Raw genomic sequence first — 23,342 nt, 5'->3', positions numbered from 1 at the left:
CAGTAAACGGCACATTTGTCCGATTTCGGCACCGCGCCAACGGGAGAACAATATCCAGGTCAATTGTTCCCCCCATCATGCGGCTCGGCAACGGAGCCAGGAGAGTAATATGTTACCCACCATGACCAACGGCAGACTCATCTGCCTGGAGTTGAAGGCCACCAGCAAGGAGGCTCTATTCGACGAGATGGCACAGATGCTGGCGCGCGATGGCGCCGTGTCTGATCAACAGCAGTTCGTCAAGGATATCTGGGCCCGCGAGCAGCTGGACTGCACCGGCTTCGAGCAGGGTGTCGCCCTGCCCCACGCCAAGAGCAAGGTGGTCAGCCGTCCGGCCATTGCCATCGGTGTCAGCCGTCAGGGTATCGAGTACGGCGCCGAAGATGGCAAACCGACCCAGCTGATCTTCATGATCGCCTCCCCGGATGGCGGTGCCAACCACCATATCGAAGTGCTGGCGGAGCTCTCTACCCGTCTGCTGGAACCCGGTTTTATCGAGCAGATGAAGGCGGCCACTACTGTTGAGCAAGCGCTGACCCTGCTCAAACAGGGCCCGAAAATGGAAAAACCGGCGCCAGCCGCCAAACCGGAGGCCTCTGCTCCGGTTGAACCCACCGATCGCACCTTCAAGGATCGCCTCAACACCATGAAGCAGCACCTGCTGTTTGGTACTTCCCACATGATCCCCTTTATCGTGGCAGGCGGTGTGCTGCTCTCCCTGTCGGTGATGATGAGCGGCAAGGGCGCCGTGCCGGAAGCGGGCTTCCTCAAAGACATGGCGACCATGGGTATCGCCGGTCTGACCCTGTTTACTGCCGTACTGGGTGGCTACATCGCCTACTCGCTGGCTGACAAGCCGGGCCTGGCCCCGGGCATGATCGGCTCCTGGATTGCCGTTCAGCACTATCAAACCGGTTTCCTCGGCGCCATTCTGGTGGGCTTTATCGCCGGTTTCGTGGTCAATCAGCTCAAACGGATCAAGCTGCCTGACTCAATGACCTCGCTTGGTTCCATCTTCATCTATCCGCTGATCGGTACCTTCCTGGTGTGTGGCATCGTGATGTGGGGGATCGGCGCCCCGATCGCCGCCATGATGGAAGGGATGAACCTCTGGCTCTCCAGCATGGCGGGCTCAGGTAAAGTGATGCTGGGGGCCATTCTGGGTGGTATGACCGCCTTCGATATGGGCGGCCCGGTCAACAAGGTTGCTACCCTGTTTGCCCAGACTCAGGTCAACACCCAGCCCTGGCTGATGGGCGGCGTCGGTATCGCCATCTGTGTGCCGCCGCTCGGTATGGCACTGGCGACCTTTATGTCTCCGAAGCGTTACAAGAAAGAGGAGCGTGAATCCGGTAAAGCGGCCGCCATCATGGGGATGATCGGTATCAGTGAAGGTGCCATCCCGTTTGCTGCCGCTGACCCCATGCGCGTTATCCCGGCCATCGTCGCAGGCGGTATCGTCGGCAACATCACCGGCTTTATGATGCACAGTATCAACCACGCACCCTGGGGTGGCTGGATTGTCCTGCCGGTGGTGGAAGGCAAGATGGGTTACATTCTCGGCACCATCCTCGGCGCCCTGACCACCGCCATCATCGTCAACCTGCTGAAGAAGCCAGTGAGCGAAGAAGATGACGTGACCACCACCCAAACCAGCTTCGAGATCATTGAAGCGGAAGGAGAAGCGGACGTACTGGCCATCACTGCCTGCCCGTCTGGCGTTGCCCACACCTTCCTGGCCGCCAAGAGCCTGCAGAAGGCCGCCGCCAAGCAGGGGATCAAGATCAAGGTCGAGACCCAGGGCGCCAACGGCATCATCAACCGCATTACCGCCAAGGATGTCGCCAACGCCCGCTGCGTCATCTTCGCCCACGATGTGGCCATCAAGAACCGCGAGCGCTTCACCAATATCGAGGTCATCGATGTGAAGACCAAGGAGGCGATTCACAATCCGGAAGCACTGCTGGCCCGCACGCTGGGCAACAAGGCAAACGCCGCCTGATAGCAGTCAGACCAACCAGTACAAGGGGCCCATCACGGGCCCCTTTTCGTTGCCTGCCGAGCAACCGCATATCATCCCACCGACCAAGCCACTGATTTAAAACATATTAACCAGTCACATCACGGATCTTGGCGAGCCGTCACAGAACGGCGACGTGTAAAAAAACAGCAATTGAAGCGCTGGTCAGATCTCATGTCAAATGGCTCCACCTACTAAACTGGAGCATCACAAAAATGATAAAAATCAATAAATTGGTTCTGGCTGTTACCCTCACCCTCACTGCCACCCCCTTGCTGGCAGCCCACTGGACGTGTGGCGAGCACGTGCGCTTTGGTCTGCCCTCCGAATCGGATCAGAAGCTCTGCCGTGAAGGGTATGCGGTCGGCTACAACTACGACTACAAGGTGGCGGACTGGGTCTCCTACCGGATGACCGCCCAAAGCGCACAGGGCACAGTGCCGCGCAAGGATGCCTTCGCCGAGGACAGGGAGATCCCGGTTGCCTACCGCGCCACCCTCTCCGACTACAAGGGCTCGGGCTACGACCGTGGCCATCAGGCCCCGGCGGGGGACATGAAATCGAACAAGAACACTATGAAAGAGAGCTTCCTGCTGAGCAACATGACGCCGCAGGTCGGGGTGCTCAACCAGAAAGCGTGGCGCGTGCTGGAGGACAAGGTCAACAAGTGGGCAGTTTCCCGCAAGGATGTGCAGGTGATCACCGGCCCCATCTTTACCGGCTCTGAAGAGTCCATCGGTCAGGGTGTGGCGATCCCGAGCGCCTACTACAAGATCGTGATGGACCCGGCCAAACTGCAGGCCATCGCCTTTATCATGCCGCAGGAAGAGGTGCCCATCAGCCAGATCGCCGACTACCGGGTCTCGGTACGCGAGGTGGAAGAGCAGACCCAACTCAACTTCTTCAGCGATATGCCCGAAGAGCAGCAAGAGACGCTGGAAACCCGCGTCTCCCCGATGTGGAACTGACCGCGAACACTCGCCAACAGATGGATTGACACTCCATCTGTCTTGCATCGCAACAGAGGGAGGGGGAGTCACGCTCCCCCTGTCCCTTTCAGATGGCTGCTGACCCGTTGCGGCCACAGGTGTGGCATCACCCGACGACTCGCCCCGACTCACAGTTTGCCGCACCGTTAACTGGTATATTGCCCTCTATTTGGCACTAACAGACTGAATTGACGCACATTTGCCTCGTCGCATCGGCCCACAAACCGGAGCCCACGGCGCGATTCAGCCCGACAGAGGACCTTTTGATGAAACAGACCCTTCTTGCCCTCACCCTCGGCGGCCTGCTGGCGCTCTCGCCCCTCGCCCTGCAAGCGGCCGAGAGCTCGATGCAAATGGAGCACGACCTCAATACCCTGGTCAGCAAACGGCAGGCGGTGGACATGCTGCTCGGCGAAGCGCTGCAGATCTACAAGTCGCCAGCCAAGATCTCCCACGCCGGTTTTACCGCCAAGATGCCGAGCAATATGGAGCTGGTGACCGAGCGGCTGCTGGCCGCCTACCAGCTTGAACCCTACCGCACCGACCTGCTCATCTCGGCGGCCAACGCCCAGATCTACAACGGCAACCTGAGCCGCGCCATCACCTTGCTGGAGCAGGCGCAGGCCGTCGCCCCCGATGATCTCGACATCAACAGCTATCTCGCCATCTGGCAGTTGGTGAAGGGTAACAAGGAGGCTTCCCGCAGCTATCTGGCGAAAGTGGCGGATCGCAACAGTGGCCGCGCCGCCGATCTGGAGGAGATCATCGCCCGGGTACAGCGGATCACCGCCGCCCCGCTGCAGACCGAACTGACCGGGGATCAGGTCAAGGCTACCCAGGAGGGCAAGCGCGCCATCGTCACCCTGGGCTACGCTCTCAATCCCGACGGCAGCATGGACAAGATCCTGCTGGGCCGCCTGCAAACCACCCTTGAGCTGGCCAAAGCCGACCCGGAAGCGCTGCTCATCCTGACCGGCGGCGTGCCGCAGAATCGCCAGACCGAGGGCAAGCTGATGGCTGACTGGCTGGCCAACCACGGCATCGACCGCAGCCGCCTGATTGAAGAGAACTACGCCACCAGCACGGTGGATAACGCCCTCTACAGCGCCTATGCCCTCGCACGCCACCAGATTGACTATGCGGTGCTGGTGAGCTCAGCCAGCCATGTGCGCCGCGGTCAGACGGTGCTGGAAATCGCCTGCGACCAGATTGGCCCAGCCAACCTCAAGGTGGCGAGCGTCAGCTACCCTGACAAGCCCCTCGAGGAGCTGGCCACCCCGAGCGAGAGCGAGCTGCTCGGCATCTACCGCGACGCCCTGCGCACCTACGGCATGTGGAGCTACCGCTCCGCCCCGCTGATTGAGCGTTGATAGGCCATCAACACGAAAAAGAGAGGGAGGCGTGATGCCTCCCTCTCTTTTTATTGACCGATGATTGGCCAAGCCGCGCCCGTTAGCTGACGATAAAGCCCTGCGAGGGGGCCGCTTTGGGATCATCACCGAAGCGGTTTGGCCCCTGCTGACCGTTGCAAACCATAAAGTAGATAAGCACCAGGGTGCCGATAATGGGGATAAGCCCGAGCAGCAGCCACCAAGCGCTGCGGTCGGTATCGTGCAGGCGACGGGCCGCCACCGCCAGCGATGGCAGCAGCACCGCCAGCGAATAGATGGAGCTGATCAACTCATTGTCACCGCCAATCAGCTTGTCCACCATGCCGAGCAGCAGCATAACGATGACGTTGCACAGCACGAACATCCAGTATTCGGTGCGACGGGCCCGCCCGCTGAATACCGCATATTGCTTGAGGACCGAGATATACCAGTTCATTGCGCCTCCTGAGTGGCCTTTATGCCTATGAATAAAAAGAGAGTCGATAAAACAAGTAGTTAAGAGCTTAGCGCGATCATCCCCCCGAGTCGACAATGATGCCCGAACGTCTCCCAAACTAATCAGCTGCGGCAATCATTGACTGACCGAGCCGGAAGATAATTTGCCCTGCAACAGGGCAAATCACCCCCATCAGCGCATCACTCTCGTCACAAGCAGGAAAATGGTGCTTAATAATCCATTAGCAATCGTATGGACTCAGCGTGAGGATAGCGGTAGATTCGGCGCCCAATCCTGAACAGGATCTGTGTCTCCCTCCCATAATGAATCCACTTATTCATTACTTCTCCTAACACAGGGATAGCCATGAGTATTACACGCAGAGATTTTCTCAATGGCGTCGCCATCACCATTGCGGCAGGCGTCGCCCCCATCAACCTGCTCAAGGCTGCCGAAGGCGGCAGCGCGCTGGCGGATAAAACCCTGGCCTACCCGCCCGCCCTCACCGGCCTGCGCGGTAATCACCCGGGCTCTTTCGAACCGGCCCACAGCATCGCCCGTGACGGCAAGCAGTATGACTTTGCCAATATTCCCCTTGAGGGGGAGTACGATCTGGTGATCGTCGGCGCCGGGATCAGCGGTCTGGCCGCCGCCTGCTTCTATCAGCAACTGCTCGGCGCGGATAAAAAGATCCTTCTACTCGACAACCACGACGACTTCGGCGGCCACGCCAAGCGCAACGAGTTCACCACCCCCGATGGCCTGCGTCTGGGTTACGGCGGCAGTGAGTCCCTGCAATCACCGCGTTCGGTCTACAGCCCGGTGGCACTCGGTCTGCTCAAGGCGCTGGAGGTCAACATCGACGAGCTGGCCGCCGGTTTCCAGCAGACCTTCTATCCGGATCTGGGGCTCAGCCGCGGCGTCTATTTCGACGAGAATCACTTTGGCGTCAACAAGATAGTGAACGGGGATCCGGGCCACAACGTGGCGGACGATATCCCGCGCGATCGCCTGAACGGCCGGCCGCTGGCAGAATTTATCGGTGACTTCCCCCTCGATGATGCCGACAAGGCCGCCCTGTTGGCCCTGCACGAATGAAGATCGACTACCTGAGCGGCATGACCCGCGAGCAGCAGGATGAGTGGGTGACTCGCAACAGCTACACCACCTTCCTGCGCGATAAAGTGGGTCTCAGCGAGCGGGCGATCACTTACTTCCAGCAGCGCACCAACGACTTCCAGGCGGTCGGCATCGACGCCACCGCCTGCGCCGATGCGCGCCTCTGCGCCTTGCCGGGGTTCGACGGCCTCAATCTGACGCCGCTGGATGCCGAGGAGCAGGCAGAGCTGGACGACCCCTACATCTTCCACTTCCCCGATGGCAACGCCGGTCTCACCCGCCTGATGGTACGCAAGCTCATTCCGCAGGTGGCGCCGGGTCACACCATGCAGGATGTGGTGCTGGCCAAATTTGACTATGGCAAACTCGACCTGCCTGAGCACAAGGTGCAACTGCGCCTTGGCAGCACGGCGTTGCAGGCCAAAAACGTGCGCATCGCCGACGGCAAGCTGGCGGTGGATGTCACCTACATCAAGGAGGGGAAACTGCACCGGGTGCGGGCCAAGCAGTCGATCATGGCTGGCTACAACATGATGATCCCCTACATGGTGCCCGAGATGCCGGAGCCCCAGAAGGAGGCGCTGCGCCAGAATGCCAAGGCGCCGCTGGTCTACACCAAGGTGGTGCTCAAGAACTGGCAAGCCTTCGTCAAGCTGGGGGTACACGAGGTCTACTCCCCCGCCGCACCCTACAGCCGGGTCAAGCTCGACTATCCGGTCAGCATGGGTGGCTACGAGCATCCCAAGAGCCCGGATCAGCCGATGTGCCTGCACATGGTCTATGTACCGACCCTGCCGGGCAGCGGCCTCTCGGCCCGCGAACAGTCCCGCAAGGGGCGCGCCATGATCCTCGGCATGCCGTTCGAGCAGCATGAGCAGATGATCCGCGAGCAGTTGCAGGGGATGCTCGGCAGCGCCGGTTTCAACCATGAGCAGGACATCCTCGCCATCACGGTCAACCGCTGGTCTCACGGTTACTCCTATGTCACCAACACCCTGTTTGATGACGAAGCGCAGTGCGAAAAATGGATTGAACTGGGTCGCCAGCCGATCGGCAACATCACCATCGCCAACTCGGATGCAGGCTGGAGCCCCTACGCTCACGCCGCCATCGACGAAGCGTGGCGCGCCGTCAACGAGCTGGTAGCCATGAGCAAGGGAGGTGCCCAATGAGCCGCGCCCTGTCACTGACCGCCAGCGCCCTGCTGCTGGCTCTGCCCGCCCTTGCCGCCAACGCAGCCCCCGCCATGTCGGCGGGGGAATACGTGGCCAAGCTCGGCGATTGCGCCGCCTGTCACACCAGCGAGACCAGCAAGCCGCTCGCGGGCGGCAAAGGGTTCCCGACCCCCATCGGTACCGTATTTGCCACCAACATTACCCCGGACAAGACCCACGGTATCGGCAACTACAGCCTGCCGGAGTTCATCAAGGTGATGCGCGAAGGGGTAGCCCGCGATGGTCATCGGCTCTATCCGGCCATGCCCTACACCGCCTACGCCAAGATGAGCGATAAGGATCTCGAAGATCTCTATAACTACCTGATGAAGGAGGTGCAACCGCTGGCCATCGCCAACAAGGAAAGTGACATCCCCTGGCCCCTCAACATGCGCTGGCCGCTGATGGGCTGGAACTGGATCTACCACGATGACAGCCGCTTCACCCCGGTGGCGGGCAAGAGCGAAGAGTGGAACCGCGGCGCCTATCTGGTGCAGGGTGCCGGCCACTGCGGCAGCTGCCACACTCCGCGCGGGCTTGGCATGCAGGAGAAAGCGCTGACCGAGGCGGATCCCGTCTACCTGAACGGTGCGGCGCTGGATGGCTGGTATGCCCCCGACATTCGCGGCAGCCGTTACAGCAAGCAGGCGCTGATCGACCTGCTGAAAACCGGCCGCAGCCAGCATGAAGCGGTCGCGGGCCCCATGGGGGAAGTGATCACTCACAGCAGCCAGTATTTCAGCGACGCCGATCTGGCCAGCATCGCCACCTATCTCACCGATCTGAAAGATGAGCCGATGGCGGAGAAAGGGGCCCGTGCCTACGCCAGTGCCAGCGGCAAGGCGGACTACGCCATGTACTGCTCCACCTGTCACGGGGTCAACGGCCAGGGCAATGACCACGTCATCCCCTCGCTGGTCAACAACCGCACCGTGCTGGCGAGCGATCCGTCAAGCCTGATCAATGTGCTGCTGCACGGCGCCGAAACACCGGTCACCCATGGCCATCTGGGTTACCACATGCCGGGCTATGGCTGGACCATGGATGACGAGCGGCTCGCCGAGCTGGTCAACACCCTGCGCGCCTCCTGGGGCAATGAAGGCACCGCCGTCAAGGCGGCGTCGGTCAAGGCCCAGCGCGAGCTGCACGGTAAAGAGTAAGGGCTGTCGGCTCTCTCTTGGCCAAGTGCCATAAAAACGGGCCTCCACTGGAGGCCCGTTTGCTATTGATGAACCACGTTCCGGTGCTTATCCCTTGCGGGATTTGGGCCCCGGCAGCGGCGCCGTTGGCTGGCGGTAATCGCCATAGGGGAAGATATTGCGAAAACGCTGGGCCACCGGCTCGGGGATGGAGCGGGAGAAGATCAGCTTGACGCCATCGCCATCGCGCTGCCCCACAATGCGACCGCGCACCGTGTCGTGGCGCAGGATCTGCTTGGCATGCTCAATAAAGGCGGGTGACACCTTGCCCTGCTTGACCACTACCTTGCCGGGGGCAAGGCGGATTTCGAACAGGGCACCACGCCCCAGCTTCATCAACCACCAGATCAGGGCTATCGCCACTATCAAGGAAATCCAGGCCATCTTCATCCCTCCCAAGCTCTTGATATAAGGCAGTATAAGCGGCCGTGCGTTCCGATTGTTTGGCGCCGATCACAGCCCCCGCGTCAGCACAATAGCGCCCCTTTGCTCAGCAATCCTTGCCCCAGCCCACCAGCGTCTCGCGATAGAGCGCCAGCAAGGCTTCATCGCGCACCGCCACCCCGACCTGCTGCGGGCGATAGGCTGCCCAGTCATCGTGGGAATGGCGCTTGCCATCGAACTTTTGCAGGGTGTGGCCGATGGCCGGGCCGCTGGTGATAACCCGCACCGGCCCTTCGCGCAGGGTAAAGAGGGTCGGGTCAATGACATAGGCGATGGCGGACGGGTCGTGAACGTGGCAACCGGAGAGCCCCAGCTTCTCGGAGTAGAAGCGCAGATAGAAGCGGCTGACATCCCACAGGAAGCGGCCCGGCTCCCCCGCCTTGTCCCTGAGCTCATCCAGATAGGCGCTGCTGAAGAAGCTCTGCTGGGTCACATCAAGCCCGATGATCACCACCGGCCAGTCGGCGGTAAAGACCCGGTCGGCGGCATCGGGATCGTCGTGGATATTGGCCTCGGCATAAGGGGTAACGTTGCCGCGATGGCAGTTGACGCCAAAGGCGCCGCCCATCACTACCACCTGTTTCACCAGAGAGACAATCTCGGGCGCCTGTTGTAGCGCCGCGCCAGATTGGTCAGCGGGCCGATAGTGACGAGGGTGATCTCCCCCGGCGCGGCTTTCACCGCCTCGACAATATATTGCCATGCGGGGCGGGGATCCGGAGCGATAGTCACCTCCCCCGCCTCCATGTCGCCAAAGCCGCTCGGGCCGTGGACTATGGTGGTGGGGCCGACCGGCTCGCGCAGCAGCGGGGCGGCAGCGCCTTTGGCCACATCCGCCTTCATGCCGTACTTCTGCTTGAGCCAGAGGGCGTTGCGGGTGCCATTATCGATGGTGGCGTTACCAAAAACAGTGGTGATGGCGAGCAGCTCGATGGCGGGGTGGGCCTCGGCAAACAGGATGGCCATGGCATCGTCGATACCCGGATCGGTATCCAGAATGATTTTATGGGTCATGAGAAATTCCTACGGTGACAAACCCTGCGACAAAAGGGAGAGTCTACCCGGCTGACGCCCCCATATCCCGGCATGGGATCACAGAGCGGGCCTTTGCTCCCGGCAGCGGGGGCGCTGCTGGCGACAATCTGCACAAAAAACGGCGCGGCCCTGTTGCCAGCGCCGCGCCTTTTATCGTTGTTCGTTATCTGCTATCTGACAGTGATCTGCCTGACTACGCCCCTCAGTGCTTGCGATGCCAGCGCGGTGAGGTCGCCTTCTCCCCCCAGGGGGTGACGCAGGGGAGCAGCGCCCCTTCAATCACCATCTCGCTGCCCGCCAGCGCCTCGGCGATCTTCTGGTGCAGCACCCGCAGTACCTTGCCCTCGTGCTCGGCCAGAGAGTGGCCCGCGGCAAAGAATTCCGGCTGATATTGCAATGCCAGCTTCTGGGCGAATTCGTAGGTGTTGAAGCAATCCGGCATCCGCTCAACCACATCTTCAAGCCGGGCCAACAAGCTGTTCAGTTCCCTGGTCATAGTGCTCTCTCCGTGTAGGTTAATAGCCAAAAACTACCCCTTATTAGATAAGCCACCAACGAGCAAACCACAAAAGTGTGGGGAGACACACAGTTCTCTCTTGCGTCTGGCTCGTGGTGAACGGCAGACAGCTTGCCAGCTTTACATTCCGGTAACAAACAGCTAGATTTAGACCGACTAATCAGTCGGTCATTTTTCATGCGGAGAACAACATGGGTGCGGCGCAGCTTCAACACACTCCTGAGGATATCCTCGCCATCAAATTGTCCCTGCCGGATCAGCTGGCGCGGCTCAAGCGGGCGAGTCTGGCTCACCCCATGCCAACCCTGGCCGAGCGCCGGGCGCAGCTGACCAAACTCAAGCAGGCGTTGCTCGCCCACAAGGGGCCGCTGTGCAAGGCGCTGGCGCAGGATTATGGCCAGCGCAGCCACTACGACAGCCAAATCGCCGACATTCTCCCCTGCATCATGCAGATCAACTACACCCAGAAGCGGCTCAAGCGCTGGATGCAGCCCCATCGTCGCCATGCCGGTCTGCTGCTCGCCCCCGCCAAAGTGGAGGTACACTTCCAGCCGCTCGGGGTGGTCGGCATTATCGTGCCGTGGAACTTTCCGGTGATGCTGAGCCTTGGCCCGCTCATCACCGCCATCGCGGCAGGTAACCGGGCGATGCTGAAGCTTTCCGAGTTCACTCCCCATACCAACGCCGTACTGCGAGCCCTGCTCACCACCACCTTCAATGAGGACGAGATCGCCGTCATCGAGGGGGATGCCCAGATGGCGGCCGCATTCAGCTCGCTCCCCTTCGATCACTTGCTGTTCACCGGCTCCACCATGGTTGGCAAGCTGGTGATGGCCGCCGCCGCGCCCCAGCTCACCCCTCTCACCCTTGAGCTGGGTGGCAAGAGCCCTTGCCTCATCGCCCCCGACATGCCGGTTGAGACCGCCATCGAGCGGATGATCTTCGGCAAGAGCCTCAATGCCGGCCAGATCTGCGTCGCCCCCGACTATGTGCTGCTGCCCCGCAGCGAGGTGGAGAACTTTATCGCCGCCTATCGCAACCACTTTGCCAAGCTCTACCCGCAGGGGCTCAATAGTGCTGACTACGGCGCCATCATCAACGATCGCCAGTATCAGCGGCTGGTCAGCTGGCTCGATGAGGCCAAACAGGCGGGAGCCCAGCTCCACCCGTGCGCCACTCCGGCGCGGGATGATCAGCGCCGCCTCCTGGCCCCGCATCTGCTGACCGGAGTGCCGGGCCACTGTCAGGTGATACAGCAGGAGATCTTCGGCCCGCTGCTGCCGCTTATCCCCTACGACACCCTGGAGGAGGCGCTCGCCTATATCGCCGAACGTCCCCGCCCGCTGGCTCTCTACCTGATGAGCTTCGATCCCGGGCTGCAGGCGCGGGTGACCCGGGAGACCCACTCCGGCGGCATGGCCATCAACGAGAGCCTGTTCCAGGTGGCGGCCGATGATGTGCCGTTTGGCGGCATCGGCGCCTCTGGCATGGGCCACTACCACGGGCACGAGGGCTTTCTCACCTTCTCCAAGGCGAAAACCGTGCTGACCCGCGGCAAGTTCACCACCGGCTCCCTGATCCATCCGCCCTACAACAGCTGGATCCAGAAGCTGATGATGGCTTTCTTCCTGCGTTGACGGAGCCCGCCATGACCGACAAGCGCCGCCAAATTCTGGATGCCGCCCTCGCCCTCTGCGCCGAAGATGGTCTGCAGGGGCAGCTACCGCCCGCATTGCCAAGGCGGCCGGGGTCGCCAACGGCACCCTGTTCCACCACTTCCCGAGCAAGGAGGCACTGATCCTCCAGCTTTATCAGGATGTGAAGACCCGGATGGGCGCTGCCATCAGCGAAGCCGATCCCGATCTGGAACTGCGCGAGCAGATCCACCACTACTGGCAGCAGGCGATGGAGTGGATGCAGGCTAACCCCAATGAGCTCAAATTCGTGCTGGGTTTCTTTCACTCCCCCCTGCTGGCCCGCCCGGCCCGCAGCCAGATCTTGAATGACACTCTGCGCTTTCTGCCCGCCCTGCTGGTAAAAGGGCAGGCCAGCGGCGAGCTGATGCAGGCCCCCGCGCCGCTGTTGCTGGAGGTGTGTCAGGGGCAGTTCCTCGCCTGCGCATCACTCTTTGTCGATCAACCCGAGCTTGGGCAGGATGCCCACTGGCAAGCCAGTGCCTTTGCCCTCTTCTGGTCAGCCATCTCAGGAGCCAACCCCTATGACAACTCCGACCGTTGAATCTCTGGCCGCACTGGGCCGCCGCCTCTGGATCACCACTCTGCTCTGGGTGGTGGGCCGTACCCTCTGCCGCGCCGCCCGTATCGACGAGGCGGTGCGCCGCGAACTGGCCCCCTTGCCGGATGGCCTGGCCATTCGCCTTGAGGTGGAGGGGCTTGATTACGCCATGAACATGCATAAAGAAGGAGGGCGCTGGTATCCCGGCACGCCGGCTGCACCCCATGCCACCATCCATCCGCTGCGGGTACGCTTCAAGCACCCCAATATCGCGTTTCGCGCCCTGAGCTTTCGGCTCGGGGTCAATCAGGCGTTCAGTGAAAACCGGCTGCTGGTGGAGGGGGATCTGACCACCGCCATGCATCTGGTGCGGGGGCTTGAGCAGTTGCAGTCCCTGATCCTGCCCGCCTTTATCGCGCGGCCGCTGCTGCGCCACTATCCGGCCCAGCGCAACAAGCTTGGCCGTGCCTGCAATATCTATCTGGGTCTGGTAACCGGCTGAGCGCAAGGAGCCTTGATATGAGCCGCTATTACGATTTTTTCTGTCCGGTCAAACTGCTGGCCGGTGAACAGGCGCTGGAGCAGCTGGCCAGCGAGCTGGCAAGCCTTGGTGCTCGCCGCCCGCTGCTGCTGACCGACAAGGGGGTCAATGCCACCGGTCTTGCCACCCTGCTGGCCAATGTACTGGCCGAGGGGGAGCTGCCGGTCGCCGCCATTTGGGACGAGATCCCGGCCGACTCCTCCACCGCCGTGGTGGAGCGGATCGCCAAACGCTACGCCGAGCTCGATTGCGACAGTCTGGTGGCGCTGGGGGGCGGCTCGGTCATCGACACCGCCAAGGCGGCCAATATCCTGGCATCCATGGGCGGTGAACACCTGCTCGACTACTCGGGTGCGGGCTGCCTCACCCGTCCTCTCAAGCCGCTGGCGGTGGTGCCCACCACAGCGGGTACCGGTTCCGAGGTAACGCTGGTGGCGGTGATCAAGGATGAGGCGAGCGGGCGCAAGGTGCCCTTCACCTCCCCCTTCCTGCTGCCGCAGCTGGCGGTGCTAGACCCGCGTCTGACTCAGGGATTGCCCCTCAACATCACCGCCGCCACCGCCATGGATGCCATGACCCATGCCATTGAGGCCTTTATCGGCACCGCCAAAAACCCGGTGAGCGATGCGCTGGCCCTGATGGCGGTAGAGAAGATAGCCAATGCCCTGCCTCTCATCCTCAAGGATCCGCAAAACAAGCAGTTGCGGCTGCAATTGGCGGAAGGCTCCACGCTGGCTGGCATGGCATTCTCCAACTCCATGGTGGGGCTGGTGCATGCCCTCGGCCACAGTCTGGGGGCGCGCTGCCATCTGCCCCACGGCCTGTGCATGAACCTCTTCCTGCCTACCGTGCTCGACTACAACCGCCCCGAGGTGGATAACGAGTTGGCCCGCCTGCTGCTGCCGCTGGTGGGAGCCGAGCGCTTTGCCGCCACCCCGGCCCACCTGCGGGCCGAGGCGACCATCACCGCCATCCGTACCCTGCGCGATACCCTCTGGCAGGCGGTCAAGCTGCCGCGCACCATGAGCGAGGCGGGGGTGAGCGATCGCTCGCTGCTCGGGGAGATACGGGATCTGGCGGTCAACGACGGCGCCATGCTGTTCAATCGCAAGGATGCCGACCGTGAGCAGTTACTCACCCTGCTGGAGCGTGCCTGGACCTGATCCCTCCCCTTTGCCAACACTCTTGTGCTGACACTAACGCGGTGCCCGACTCACCATCGGGCACCTTGATCTACATCGCGATATCGATGCGCCCTCTGTCAAAGGGGGATGATATTGACCACGGGCTCTCATTATCTGTTCTATACCTTGGCTAACAGTTATGTTGTGCCGAGAGACCCAACTTTATGCCAGAGGTGCCCACCATGAGCGACATCATCCATCAGGCCAACCAGCAGCAGTTCATCTGTATGGTGGAGGGGAAAGAGTCGAGACTGCGCTACCGGCGGCTCGATGCCAAGACTATCGACGCCTACAGCACCTTCGTGCCCCCCGAGCTGCGGGTGCAGGGGATTGCCGATCAGCTGGCGCGCGCCTTCTTCAACTGGACTCAGGCGGAGGGGCTCACTATAGTGCCGAGCTGCCGCTACATTGATGTCTGGTTACGCCGCAATGCCAACAACTGAACCTCTGAACTCCGCCCTCGAACAGCAATTCCAAGCCAAAACAGAAGCCCTGCTGCGGGCCGATCCGCAGCGGATGGCCTGCCTGCAAGCCGCGGCTGAGCTCAATCTGCCCGACTGGGCGCTGGGGGCCGGTTTTATCCGCAACCTCATCTGGGATCACCTTCACCACAAGGCGGTGCCCACCCCGCTCAACGATATCGACCTTATCTATCTCGATAAAAGCGACCCGCAAGGGCTGGCCGAGGTAACGCATGAAGCCTGGCTGGCAAAGCGGCTGCCGGATCTGCAGTGGGAAGTGCGCAATCAGGCTCGCATGCACACTCGCCAGCTGGTAGCGCCGTTTGCCAGCAGCCTTGAGGCGCTCAGCCACTGGGTCGAGGTGCCCACCTGCATCGGCGTACGCCTCACCCGAGATGGCGAGTTCGAGTGGCTCGCCCCCTACGGCTTTGCCATCAACTGGTCGCTGCAAGTGAGTGCCAACCCCAGATGTCGCCAGGACAAACAGATTTTTACCCAGCGCATCAAGGAGAAACGCTGGCAGGCTATCTGGCCTGACCTTCAGGTAAACTGGCCATAACCTGATTGCAATCTTTCGATAACCTTGGGCACACTAGGGGAAAAGCTGGTTGTAACTCAATGGGTTAAATAATGCGCGACTTCTTCTCTCTCGAACGCTGGCTACCGGGCCTCGCCGCCCTGCTGCATTACCAGCGCGCCTGGTTGATGCCAGATCTTCGCGCCGGACTCTCGGTGGCGGCCGTGGCGCTGCCCGTCGCCATCGCCTATGCCGAGCTTGCCGGGGTGGGTGCCATCGTCGGTCTCTACTCCTGCATCCTGCCCATGCTGGTCTATGCCCTGTTTGGCACCTCCCGCCAGCTGATCGTCGGCCCTGATGCCGCCACCTGTGCGGTCATCGCCGCCGTGGTGACGCCGCTGGCCGCAGGCGACCCCACCCGTCACTGGCAACTGGTGATGACCATGACCGCCATGACCGGCTTCTGGTGCCTGATTGCCAGCCGCTTCAAGCTGGGAGTGCTGGCGGACTTTCTCTCCCGACCCATCCTGATGGGGCTGCTCAATGGTGTGGCCATCACCATCATGGTGGGCCAGCTCTCCAAGATCTTCGGTTTCACTTTCAGCGAACGTTACCTCATCGAGCGGATCGCCAGCGGGGCCACCTATATCACCCAGACCCATCTGCCGACCCTGGCCATGAGTCTGGTAGCCCTGCTCACCCTGCTGCTGGCCAAGCGCTACAAACCTGCATGGCCCTCCTCCATGGTGGCCATGGTGGTGACCGCTGCGCTGGTGTGGGGCTTTAATCTCGGCCAGTTTGATATCGCTACCCTGGGGACGGTGGGCTCCGGCCTGCCCGCCTTCCAGATGCCGGAATTTCCTCCCGGCCTGATGCGGGAGCTGGTGCTGCCCGCCCTTAACCTCGCCATGGTGAGCTTCGTCTCCATGATGCTGACCGCTCGCAGCTTTGCAGCCAAAAACGGTTACGAAATCGACGCGGACAAGGAGTTTCGGGCCCTTGGCATGGCCAACCTCGCCTCCGCAGTCTCCCAGGGTTTTGCCATCAGCGGCGCGGATTCGCGCACCGCGGTCAACGACGCCAACGGCGGCAAGAGCCAGTTGGTCTCCATCATCGCCGCAGCAGTGATCGCCCTCATCACCTTCTATCTGACGGCGCCGCTCAAATACATCCCGACCGCCGCCCTCGGGGTGGTGCTGGTAATGGCCTCACTCTCGCTCACCGACTTTCGCGGACTGTGGGCGCTGCGTAACTCCGATCGCTCCGCCTTCTGGCTGGCGCTGGTCACCTTTATCAGCGTGCTCACTATGGGGGTGATCCCGGGGATCACCCTTGCCGTCTTGCTGGGGCTGTTCCAGTTCCTGCGCAATGTGATGCGCCCCACCGACCAGCTGCTCGGCATGGATGACGAGGGGGTAGTGCGTACCCTGGGGGACAACGAACAGGCCAAGGCGATCCCGGGTATTCTGGTCTATCGCTTCAACTCGCCGCTCACCTACTTCAACGCTCCCTACTTCAAGCGCCGGGTGCTGGCCCTGCTGGTGCAGGATCCCCGAGCCCCCAAGTGCCTGGTGATCGATGCGGTCGCCTGCTTCACCCATCAGGACATCAGCGTGATGAGCATGGTGGGGGAGCTGCACAAGGAGCTGAAACGGCGCGGCATCCATATGGTGATGGCGGGTCGCCACGGCCAGATGACCCACTGGCTAAAGCAGGCGGGCGTGCGGGTGGGCGATGAAGGGATCATCCTCTGCCCCGACATGTATCAGGCGCTGCGCCTGACCCGCTGCTATCGCGAGCCGGTGTTCAAGGATGATGCGGTGGTGGAGAGCACCACTGATGCCATCCGCTCGAATTGGCCGCAGGATGATGCCCTGCCCGACTCGGCTCGCCTCACCCTGCCAAGCGAACAGGAGGCGGGCGCCACGCCTGCCTGATCCCTTGGCCTGCTCCCCTGGCCGGTGCAATCCTGCACAAGGATTGCACCGGCCTTGGCCTTGGTGTTAAATGCGCCCCCAGAGGGCACTCCCCCGTGCCCTCCCAGCTGTTGGACATGCCATGCAATCTCAATCCCACGCAGGCCCGGGCACGCTATTTGCGCTGACCTGGCCGCTCTTTATCGATCTCGCCCTGCACTTTCTGACCGGTGCCCTCAACACCTTCATGGTGGGTCACGTCTCCTATCAGGGAGTGGCGGCGCTGGCGGTCGGCAATCAGGTGTTCGATCTCGCCATCACATTGTTCAGCTTCGTCAGCATCGGTACCAGCGTGGTGATCACCCAGTATCTGGGGGCAGGCGATCGGGAGAAGAGTCGGGTGGTGATCCACACCGCTATCGGCTTCAACCTGCTGATCGGTCTGGTGGCCGCCATCGGCGTGATGGCAGGCGCCAGCACCATGCTGGCGCTGATGAACCTGCCTGCCAACCTGATGAGCGACGGGACGCTTTACTTGCAGATCATCGGTCTCTGCCTGTTGCCGGAAGCGGCAGCCCTCTGTCTGGCAGCCACCCTGCGCGCTCACGGCCACACCCGTCAGGCGATGTATGTGACCCTGATCGTCAACCTCATCACCTTCGTCGGCAACCTGCTGCTGCTCTACGGCTGGTTCGGCCTGCCCCAGCTTGGCGTCGCCGGTGTCGCCATCAGCACGGTCGCGGGCCGCCTGATCGGCGTGGTGCTGCTGGTGTGGCTGGTAGCCCGCAAGACCGGCATTCGACTGGTGGTGCGCGATATCGTCCACCCCAGCTGGGAGATGCTGGGCAAGGTACTCCATATCGGCCTGCCGGCGGCAGGGGAGAACCTCTCCTGGATGCTGCAGTTTATGGTGGTGACAGCCTTTGTCGGACTGCTGGGTGACAAGGCGCTGGCGACCCAATCCTACTTCTTTCAGATCTGCCTGTTTATCCTGCTGTTTGGCCTCTCCATCGGCCTTGGCAACGAGATCATCATCGGCCATCTGGCGGGAGCAAGACAGTTCGATCGCGCCTATCAGCAACTGCTCAAAAGCCTCAAGCTAGGGCTGGCAGTCACCTGCGTCATCGCCGTAGCGGCGGCCCTCAATGGCCGCACCATCATCAGCCTCTTTACCGATGATGCCGACATCATTACCCAGGTGGCGCAACTGTTTCTTATCAGCCTTATCCTCGAGCCCGGCCGCACCTTCAATCTGGTGGTGATCAATGCCCTGCGGGCCACCGGGGATGCCCGTTTCCCCCTCTACATGGCGTTGCTATCCATGTGGGGAATTGCCGTGCCACTCTCCTATTTCCTCGGTATCATGCAGGGTTATGGACTGGTCGGTATCTGGCTGGCGCTGGCCTGCGACGAGTGGGTGCGCGGTCTGGCCATGTTCTGGCGCTGGCGCAGTCGTCGCTGGCAAAACAAAATTCTTGTTGAAACAAAAGCGGAATCACAATGAAGAAGATAGGACTCTTGCTGGCTGCCATCCTGCTCAGCCCCCTGGCCATGGCGCAAACTGCCCCTGCCGCTCCCAAGGCTCAAGCCACCCAGACCTGGTATGTGGCCCCCATCGCCATCGATGAAACCAGCGACGCCCAGAAGGCGCTGACCAAGGACTTCATGGCCCAGATGATCAAGACCATCAAGATCAACGAGTACCAGACCGGCAAGGCGGTGGGCAACACCAAAAAGCCCAAGTGGCTGATCCGCACCAAGCTGATACCCGCCAGCAACGAACCACTGGTCGGCAAGAAGCACCCGCAGGGTCTCACCTACGGCAAGGGCAATCCGACCCAGGAGATCGTCGGCGAGCTGTTGATGAACGGCACCCTGGTGGCCCACATCGGCCAGGGCTGGCGCGAGCCTATCGTCCCGGGCACGCCGGTGGCTGACAAACTCTCCATCGCCAACTATCGCTACGCCATCGGAGATCAGGCCAAGTCGGCGGATCTGGAGGAGCTGGCGGCCCAGATTGGCTTTGAGGCGGGCAAGGTGATCCACCGCGACGGCAAGCCGCTGCCCGAGAAGAAAAAGAAAAAAGAGCAGGCGGACGAAGAGAAAGAGTAACGTTGCCTGCATCCATAAAAAGGGGCCACTCGGCCCCTTTTTTGATCCTGCCCCCTCACGCCAACACAGCCCCTGTTGTGACTTGTCGCACAGTTTGGCTCGCCATTCAGATTGACAAATCACTTATCTTGTTTTGATTCAACAAGTTATAAATATCCCGCCGAATACTCCAAATCATTGCCCCCAAATCCGATCAGGATCACATTTATCCCCGGCACTAAGGGGTAGCTTTGGTCTTACAGGCACAATCAAACGAAACCAAGGAGGCTCCATTACATGTTCCCAGAGTACAGAGAACTCATCTCGAAACTGAAGAGCAGTGATGTCCATTTCCAGAAGAAGTTTGACTTGCACAACGACCTGGATGCGGAGATTAGAAAGTTGGAAAAGCATCACGCCAGCGACTATAGCGCCGAGGTGAGAGATCTGAAAAAACAGAAACTCAAACTGAAAGAGGAGATATACGACATCCTCAAACAACATCCACAATAGATGCCTCGAAGAATATGCGGATAAGCAATTTATCCCCCAGCCCGGCCCACGCGCCGGGCTTTTTGTTGTTTCAGTCAATTAGTTGACACCCGAGCCTACCGATCTTGCTGGTAGTTTGTTACATTTTTTCCTTGGAATTCAGGGAATAACGGTGATGATAACATGAGCAAAAAACGATCTTTTTATCATCTCTTGCTGCTTTGCCTGTTCACATTGAGCCACCCCCTGCAGGCTCAGGAGCCTGAACTGGAGCTGTGGCACTCCCAGCAAGCCGGTTACGTGATCGACGACGTGATCGCCCGCTTCAATCAGGAGGGGAACCACAGAGTGCGGGTCACCCAGATTGAGCCGGGCAAGATCAAGGCGGATCTCCTGCTGGCAGCTCAGGCCAGGGGGCTGCCCGACCTGATGCTGATCCCCTCCGATTTTATCGGCCTCTATCGCCAGATGACCCTCGCCACCCTCCCGGCCGAGTGGTTTTCCCCCGCGCTGATGGCCAGCGCCTTGCGTTATGTCACCCTGGATAGGCAACGCTGGGGCATGCCCATGATGCAGGGCAACCATCTGATGCTGTTTTACAACAAGGCGCTGGTCTCGACTCCGGTGACCCAATGGCAGCAACTGACTGCTATCACCCCGGCCCTCAAGGCCAAGGGGGTCTACCCCGTCAGCTGGCCCTATCACGACATGTACTACTTCGCCGCCTTTTTACACACCTTTGGCGGCTCGCCGGTGACCGAAGGGCACATCACCCTCGACAGCCCGGCCATGGTGCAGGCGCTGGAGGCCTACCGCACCGTCGTCAGCGAACAGTGGGTCGATCCCGAGTGCGACTATGACACCGCCCTCGCCCGCTTCAATGAGGGCAAGAGCGCCTACCTCATCAATGGGGACTGGGCCTTCAACGATCTGGTGAAGAACATGGGGGATAAGCTGGGTGTCGCCCTGCTGCCCCGCTGGCAAAGCCATCCCATGCACTCCATGAGCGGCGCCTACGTAATGGGAGCCTCCCGCTGGGCGATGGATGATGAGGATCGGCAACCCGTCATCAAGGCACTGATGGCCTTTATCCAGCGTCAGGATATTCAGCAGTTCATCTATCATCAGGGAGCGCTGCTGCCGGTCAATCAGCAGGCTTTTACCGCCATCAGCCGCCGTCCCACGCCTCAGGAAAAAGTGCTGCTGGAACAGTTCACCCTCAGTACCCCCATGCCCTCCGACAGCGCCATGTCCATCGCCTGGCAAGCGATGGAGAAAGGGTTCGAGCGCTTTAAAGAGGGGATCAGTGCCGCCGACACCGCCCGCTATATGCAGCAGCTGGCCGATCAGCAGTACCGGCAGGTCAAAGCACCATGAAACATCGCACCTTTCGGCTTGGACCGACCCTCATCATCATCCTGTTCACCGTCGCCCTGCTGCCGGCGCTGCTGGCCAGCACTGTGTTGCTGATCCGCCAGCACCAGATCATCGCCCAGAGCGAGCAATCGCAGTTGGAGCGGGCCCTCACCAGCATGACCCGCGAGGCCCGCTTTCGCAGCGAGCTGATCGGCACCCAGCTCAATCAGCTCAGCCAGGATCGGGTACTCCATCAGGCCCTCGACAACTTTCTCTTCTCCAGCCATGCCCGGCTGGCGCTGGCCACCTTTGTCAAATCCAACAGCCTGATCACCTCGGCCTACCTCATCGATGACAAGGGGTTGGTGGTGGAGTACATCAATGGCCAGGCCTCCCACCTCGAGACGAGCAACCTGATGCCGCAGCTGATGGCCTGGGGCAAGACCCGCGAGGCGAAACAGGGCAAGCATCTGCTGCTCCCCGTCAATGATCCCGTACTGGTCGACGACATGGAGCAAAACCGCAGCGGCGGGCTGGCGCTGGTGGCCCCCATCTATCGCAACCACCAGCGCGCTGGGGTGATGCAGACCCCTTCCGGCTTCGTGATGGCCATTCTCCCCTGGCGGCAGATGGCCCAGTTGCTGGAACCCTATCTCAAGGGGAGCGAATATCTGGTGATCTCCCAGGGCGAGAACCGTCTTTATGAAGGGGCTCACCAGAGCGCCAACGCCATGGATGACAGGGATCCAAGCAAGATGGCGCAGCCCCTGGCCATTGGCTGGCCCCAACTGGAGCAGGAGATCACCCCCACCATCACCCTCTACAGCTACAGCAATGACAGGGTCAGCGAGCTCAACAAATCCCAACAGCTGCTGACCGTCAGCATCGCCGTCATGTTGCTGCTGGTAGCCATCGGCTGCGTCTGGCTCACCCGCTGGCTCACCCGACCGCTGCGCTCGCTGGCCGCGCTGGTGCGCAGCTATGGCAAGGGCAATTACCAGCAACGGCAGGCGCCGCTGCGCTTTGTGGAGTACGACGAGGTGCGCCAGCTGCTGCAAGAGATGGCCAGCACCATCTCGGATCAGGTGCGGGCGCTCTATCAGCAAAATGAACAGCTGCAGCAGGCCAATAGCGAGAAAGAGGCCTTCAACCAGCGGCTGCTCGGCTTCAACGACGAACTGGAACAAGAGGTTGCCTCGCAAACGACCGCTCTGCGCTCGGCCCTGAGCCGGGAGGAGCGCAGCCGCCATATCCTGCAATCCTGGTTGCAGTTCGGTCTGCACCAGCAGCTGGATATCGATATTGCCGAGCTGGCCAGCTCCGCCCTGCTGCAACTCTCGCAGCTCTATCCCGGCCACCGCTGGGGGCTGGTGATCCGCCGCGATGGCCAGCCTCACTACTCCCTGACCCAGGGGGTCGATGCCCCCTTGCGGGATGCCCTGCAGGAGAAACTGGCTCAACTGATGGATGAGGAGGTCAAACACTCCGAATGCCAGTGGGACAACGCACTCTGGAAGATCATGACCCTGCCCGGCAGCCAAAGCGGCGTGCTGTTTGGCTATCTGATGGTGAGCGCCGAAGGGCTGGAGTCCGAAGACAGGGCCATCTTGCGGCTGTTTGCCAAGCAGTTGGCTGTGGGCATCGAGGGGCGCCTCTTCACCGACGAGCTGGCGCGGGTCGCCCGCACCGACAACCTCACCGGGCTGCCCAACCGGCAGGCGTTCGAAGAGGCCTTCCACCACTATCAAGCAGTGCTGGCGCGCCATCCGGAGCGTCACCTCGCCCTCTTCATGCTCGACCTCAACGGCCTCAAGCGCACTAACGACCAGTATGGGCACGAGGCGGGCGACGCCCTGCTGATCCAGATGGCTCGCCAACTGCGCACCCTCTGCCGTCAGGATGAGAAGATTTTCCGTATCGGCGGCGACGAGTTCGTGCTGCTGGCGGAGGCGGACCACCTCGCCAGCCAGCTGCTGGCAGGTAGACTTGAGGCAAGCCAGCAGCACGCCATCGTGCAGCATGGGGAGCACAGCTTCCCGCTGCGTTTTGCCATCGGCTGGAGCAGTAGCGACCAGACCCCCCTGGCGGAGCTGAGCCGGGTGGCTGACGACGCCATGTATGCCAATAAGGCGCGCTTCTATCAGGGGCAGCGATAAAAAGCGGAGGTCTGTGGCGTTGGCGAGCC

Annotated in this window: 18 protein-coding genes and 3 pseudogenes; 17 read left to right on the top strand and 4 right to left on the bottom strand. The window is 61.2% G+C overall.

Annotated elements, in window-relative coordinates:
• The first annotated feature begins 109 nt into the window (after positions 1-109).
• The 3 genes from ACTG2O_RS11820 (at position 110) to ACTG2O_RS11810 (ending at position 4,379) form a co-directional block, all read left to right on the top strand.
• The gene (locus ACTG2O_RS11820; protein ID WP_439975827.1) at positions 110-2,002 is read left to right on the top strand and encodes a PTS fructose transporter subunit EIIC; all 1,893 of its coding nucleotides are present in this window, start codon (positions 110-112) and stop codon (positions 2,000-2,002) included.
• Positions 2,003-2,235: 233 nt separating this feature from the next.
• Positions 2,236-2,988, top strand: a complete 753-nt coding sequence (locus ACTG2O_RS11815) for a DNA/RNA non-specific endonuclease (protein ID WP_439975826.1) — start codon at positions 2,236-2,238, stop codon at positions 2,986-2,988.
• A gap of 287 nt (positions 2,989-3,275) precedes the next feature.
• The gene (locus ACTG2O_RS11810; RefSeq protein WP_439975824.1) at positions 3,276-4,379 is read left to right on the top strand and encodes an ElyC/SanA/YdcF family protein; all 1,104 of its coding nucleotides are present in this window, start codon (positions 3,276-3,278) and stop codon (positions 4,377-4,379) included.
• A gap of 82 nt (positions 4,380-4,461) precedes the next feature.
• Here the strand turns inward: ACTG2O_RS11810 and ACTG2O_RS11805 are convergent, their stop codons facing one another.
• Positions 4,462-4,836 (bottom strand): DUF805 domain-containing protein, encoded by a 375-nt coding sequence (locus tag ACTG2O_RS11805; RefSeq protein ID WP_005337730.1) that lies wholly within the window; start codon positions 4,834-4,836, stop codon positions 4,462-4,464.
• A gap of 366 nt (positions 4,837-5,202) precedes the next feature.
• On the opposite strand from ACTG2O_RS11805, the pseudogene ACTG2O_RS11800 reads away from it, so the two are divergent.
• Both ACTG2O_RS11800 and ACTG2O_RS11795 read left to right on the top strand, forming a co-directional pair.
• Positions 5,203-7,127: pseudogene (locus ACTG2O_RS11800) on the top strand (NAD(P)-binding protein).
• A complete protein-coding gene (locus tag ACTG2O_RS11795) occupies positions 7,124-8,329 on the top strand; it encodes a c-type cytochrome (protein WP_439975822.1) in 1,206 nt (401 codons plus the stop codon). The pseudogene ACTG2O_RS11800 and the gene ACTG2O_RS11795 overlap by 4 nt, the downstream one beginning before the upstream one ends.
• A gap of 87 nt (positions 8,330-8,416) precedes the next feature.
• On the opposite strand, the gene ACTG2O_RS11790 is transcribed toward ACTG2O_RS11795, so the two are convergent.
• The 3 genes and pseudogenes from ACTG2O_RS11790 to ACTG2O_RS11780 all read right to left on the bottom strand — a co-directional run bounded on the left by ACTG2O_RS11790 (position 8,417) and on the right by ACTG2O_RS11780 (position 10,343).
• Positions 8,417-8,752, bottom strand: a complete 336-nt coding sequence (locus tag ACTG2O_RS11790) for a DUF3634 family protein (RefSeq protein WP_005353195.1) — start codon at positions 8,750-8,752, stop codon at positions 8,417-8,419.
• Between the two features lie 106 nt (positions 8,753-8,858).
• Positions 8,859-9,826: pseudogene (locus ACTG2O_RS11785) on the bottom strand (nucleoside hydrolase).
• Between the two features lie 223 nt (positions 9,827-10,049).
• Positions 10,050-10,343, bottom strand: a complete 294-nt coding sequence (locus ACTG2O_RS11780; RefSeq protein ID WP_005353197.1) for a hypothetical protein — start codon at positions 10,341-10,343, stop codon at positions 10,050-10,052.
• A 212-nt stretch (positions 10,344-10,555) separates the two neighbouring features.
• Here ACTG2O_RS11780 and ACTG2O_RS11775 point away from each other — a divergent pair, with 212 nt between their 5' ends.
• The 12 genes and pseudogenes from ACTG2O_RS11775 (at position 10,556) to ACTG2O_RS11720 (ending at position 23,313) form a co-directional block, all read left to right on the top strand.
• A complete protein-coding gene (locus ACTG2O_RS11775; protein ID WP_439975820.1) occupies positions 10,556-12,001 on the top strand; it encodes a coniferyl aldehyde dehydrogenase in 1,446 nt (481 codons plus the stop codon).
• 11 nt (positions 12,002-12,012) lie between these two features.
• Positions 12,013-12,602, top strand: a pseudogene (locus ACTG2O_RS11770) (TetR/AcrR family transcriptional regulator).
• Entirely contained in the window at positions 12,583-13,101 is a 519-nt protein-coding gene (locus tag ACTG2O_RS11765; protein WP_439975818.1) for a hypothetical protein, read from the top strand. The pseudogene ACTG2O_RS11770 and the gene ACTG2O_RS11765 overlap by 20 nt, the downstream one beginning before the upstream one ends.
• Positions 13,102-13,118: 17 nt before the next feature.
• Positions 13,119-14,303, top strand: coding sequence for an iron-containing alcohol dehydrogenase (locus ACTG2O_RS11760; RefSeq protein WP_439975817.1), 1,185 nt, complete (start codon positions 13,119-13,121; stop codon positions 14,301-14,303).
• A 203-nt stretch (positions 14,304-14,506) separates the two neighbouring features.
• Positions 14,507-14,767, top strand: a complete 261-nt coding sequence (locus ACTG2O_RS11755; protein ID WP_005337747.1) for a GNAT family N-acetyltransferase — start codon at positions 14,507-14,509, stop codon at positions 14,765-14,767.
• Positions 14,754-15,344, top strand: coding sequence for a nucleotidyltransferase family protein (locus ACTG2O_RS11750; protein WP_019446625.1), 591 nt, complete (start codon positions 14,754-14,756; stop codon positions 15,342-15,344). Before ACTG2O_RS11755 ends, ACTG2O_RS11750 begins: the two co-directional genes overlap by 14 nt.
• Positions 15,345-15,415: 71 nt before the next feature.
• A complete protein-coding gene (locus tag ACTG2O_RS11745; protein WP_005361668.1) occupies positions 15,416-17,239 on the top strand; it encodes a SulP family inorganic anion transporter in 1,824 nt (607 codons plus the stop codon).
• Positions 17,240-17,360: 121 nt separating this feature from the next.
• Entirely contained in the window at positions 17,361-18,722 is a 1,362-nt protein-coding gene (locus ACTG2O_RS11740) for an MATE family efflux transporter (protein WP_019446624.1), read from the top strand.
• Positions 18,719-19,330, top strand: a complete 612-nt coding sequence (locus ACTG2O_RS11735) for a hypothetical protein (RefSeq protein WP_005337761.1) — start codon at positions 18,719-18,721, stop codon at positions 19,328-19,330. The genes ACTG2O_RS11740 and ACTG2O_RS11735 overlap by 4 nt, the downstream gene beginning before the upstream one ends.
• Before the next feature lie 276 nt (positions 19,331-19,606).
• Entirely contained in the window at positions 19,607-19,822 is a 216-nt protein-coding gene (locus tag ACTG2O_RS11730) for a YdcH family protein (RefSeq protein WP_005337763.1), read from the top strand.
• A gap of 162 nt (positions 19,823-19,984) precedes the next feature.
• Positions 19,985-21,178 carry a sugar ABC transporter substrate-binding protein gene (locus tag ACTG2O_RS11725; RefSeq protein ID WP_019446623.1) on the top strand — a complete coding sequence of 398 codons (1,194 nt, stop codon included), beginning with the start codon at positions 19,985-19,987 and terminating at the stop codon, positions 21,176-21,178.
• The gene (locus tag ACTG2O_RS11720) at positions 21,175-23,313 is read left to right on the top strand and encodes a diguanylate cyclase domain-containing protein (RefSeq protein WP_439975814.1); all 2,139 of its coding nucleotides are present in this window, start codon (positions 21,175-21,177) and stop codon (positions 23,311-23,313) included. Before ACTG2O_RS11725 ends, ACTG2O_RS11720 begins: the two co-directional genes overlap by 4 nt.
• Positions 23,314-23,342 lie beyond the last annotated feature (29 nt).

The sequence above is a fragment of the Aeromonas sp. 61P genome, assembly GCF_051919545.1.
GTDB lineage: Bacteria > Pseudomonadota > Gammaproteobacteria > Enterobacterales > Aeromonadaceae > Aeromonas > Aeromonas veronii.
Note: the sequence above shows the minus strand (reverse complement) of the source record. Positions and strands in the feature narration are given on the sequence as shown.

Excerpts from the sequence above, each read along its gene's own strand:
- ACTG2O_RS11735 (WP_005337761.1), top strand. The coding sequence starts at position 18,719 with ATGAAGAAGATAGGACTCTTGCTGGCTGCCATCCTGCTCAGCCCCCTG.
- ACTG2O_RS11780 (WP_005353197.1), bottom strand. The coding sequence starts at position 10,343 with ATGACCAGGGAACTGAACAGCTTGTTGGCCCGGCTTGAAGATGTGGTT.
- ACTG2O_RS11740 (WP_019446624.1), top strand. The coding sequence starts at position 17,361 with ATGCAATCTCAATCCCACGCAGGCCCGGGCACGCTATTTGCGCTGACC.
- ACTG2O_RS11815 (WP_439975826.1), top strand. The coding sequence starts at position 2,236 with ATGATAAAAATCAATAAATTGGTTCTGGCTGTTACCCTCACCCTCACT.
- ACTG2O_RS11765 (WP_439975818.1), top strand. The coding sequence starts at position 12,583 with ATGACAACTCCGACCGTTGAATCTCTGGCCGCACTGGGCCGCCGCCTC.
- ACTG2O_RS11820 (WP_439975827.1), top strand. The coding sequence starts at position 110 with ATGTTACCCACCATGACCAACGGCAGACTCATCTGCCTGGAGTTGAAG.
- ACTG2O_RS11750 (WP_019446625.1), top strand. The coding sequence starts at position 14,754 with ATGCCAACAACTGAACCTCTGAACTCCGCCCTCGAACAGCAATTCCAA.
- ACTG2O_RS11755 (WP_005337747.1), top strand. The coding sequence starts at position 14,507 with ATGAGCGACATCATCCATCAGGCCAACCAGCAGCAGTTCATCTGTATG.
- ACTG2O_RS11760 (WP_439975817.1), top strand. The coding sequence starts at position 13,119 with ATGAGCCGCTATTACGATTTTTTCTGTCCGGTCAAACTGCTGGCCGGT.
- ACTG2O_RS11745 (WP_005361668.1), top strand. The coding sequence starts at position 15,416 with ATGCGCGACTTCTTCTCTCTCGAACGCTGGCTACCGGGCCTCGCCGCC.
- ACTG2O_RS11730 (WP_005337763.1), top strand. The coding sequence starts at position 19,607 with ATGTTCCCAGAGTACAGAGAACTCATCTCGAAACTGAAGAGCAGTGAT.
- ACTG2O_RS11805 (WP_005337730.1), bottom strand. The coding sequence starts at position 4,836 with ATGAACTGGTATATCTCGGTCCTCAAGCAATATGCGGTATTCAGCGGG.
- ACTG2O_RS11725 (WP_019446623.1), top strand. The coding sequence starts at position 19,985 with ATGAGCAAAAAACGATCTTTTTATCATCTCTTGCTGCTTTGCCTGTTC.
- ACTG2O_RS11720 (WP_439975814.1), top strand. The coding sequence starts at position 21,175 with ATGAAACATCGCACCTTTCGGCTTGGACCGACCCTCATCATCATCCTG.
- ACTG2O_RS11790 (WP_005353195.1), bottom strand. The coding sequence starts at position 8,752 with ATGGCCTGGATTTCCTTGATAGTGGCGATAGCCCTGATCTGGTGGTTG.
- ACTG2O_RS11795 (WP_439975822.1), top strand. The coding sequence starts at position 7,124 with ATGAGCCGCGCCCTGTCACTGACCGCCAGCGCCCTGCTGCTGGCTCTG.
- ACTG2O_RS11775 (WP_439975820.1), top strand. The coding sequence starts at position 10,556 with ATGGGTGCGGCGCAGCTTCAACACACTCCTGAGGATATCCTCGCCATC.
- ACTG2O_RS11810 (WP_439975824.1), top strand. The coding sequence starts at position 3,276 with ATGAAACAGACCCTTCTTGCCCTCACCCTCGGCGGCCTGCTGGCGCTC.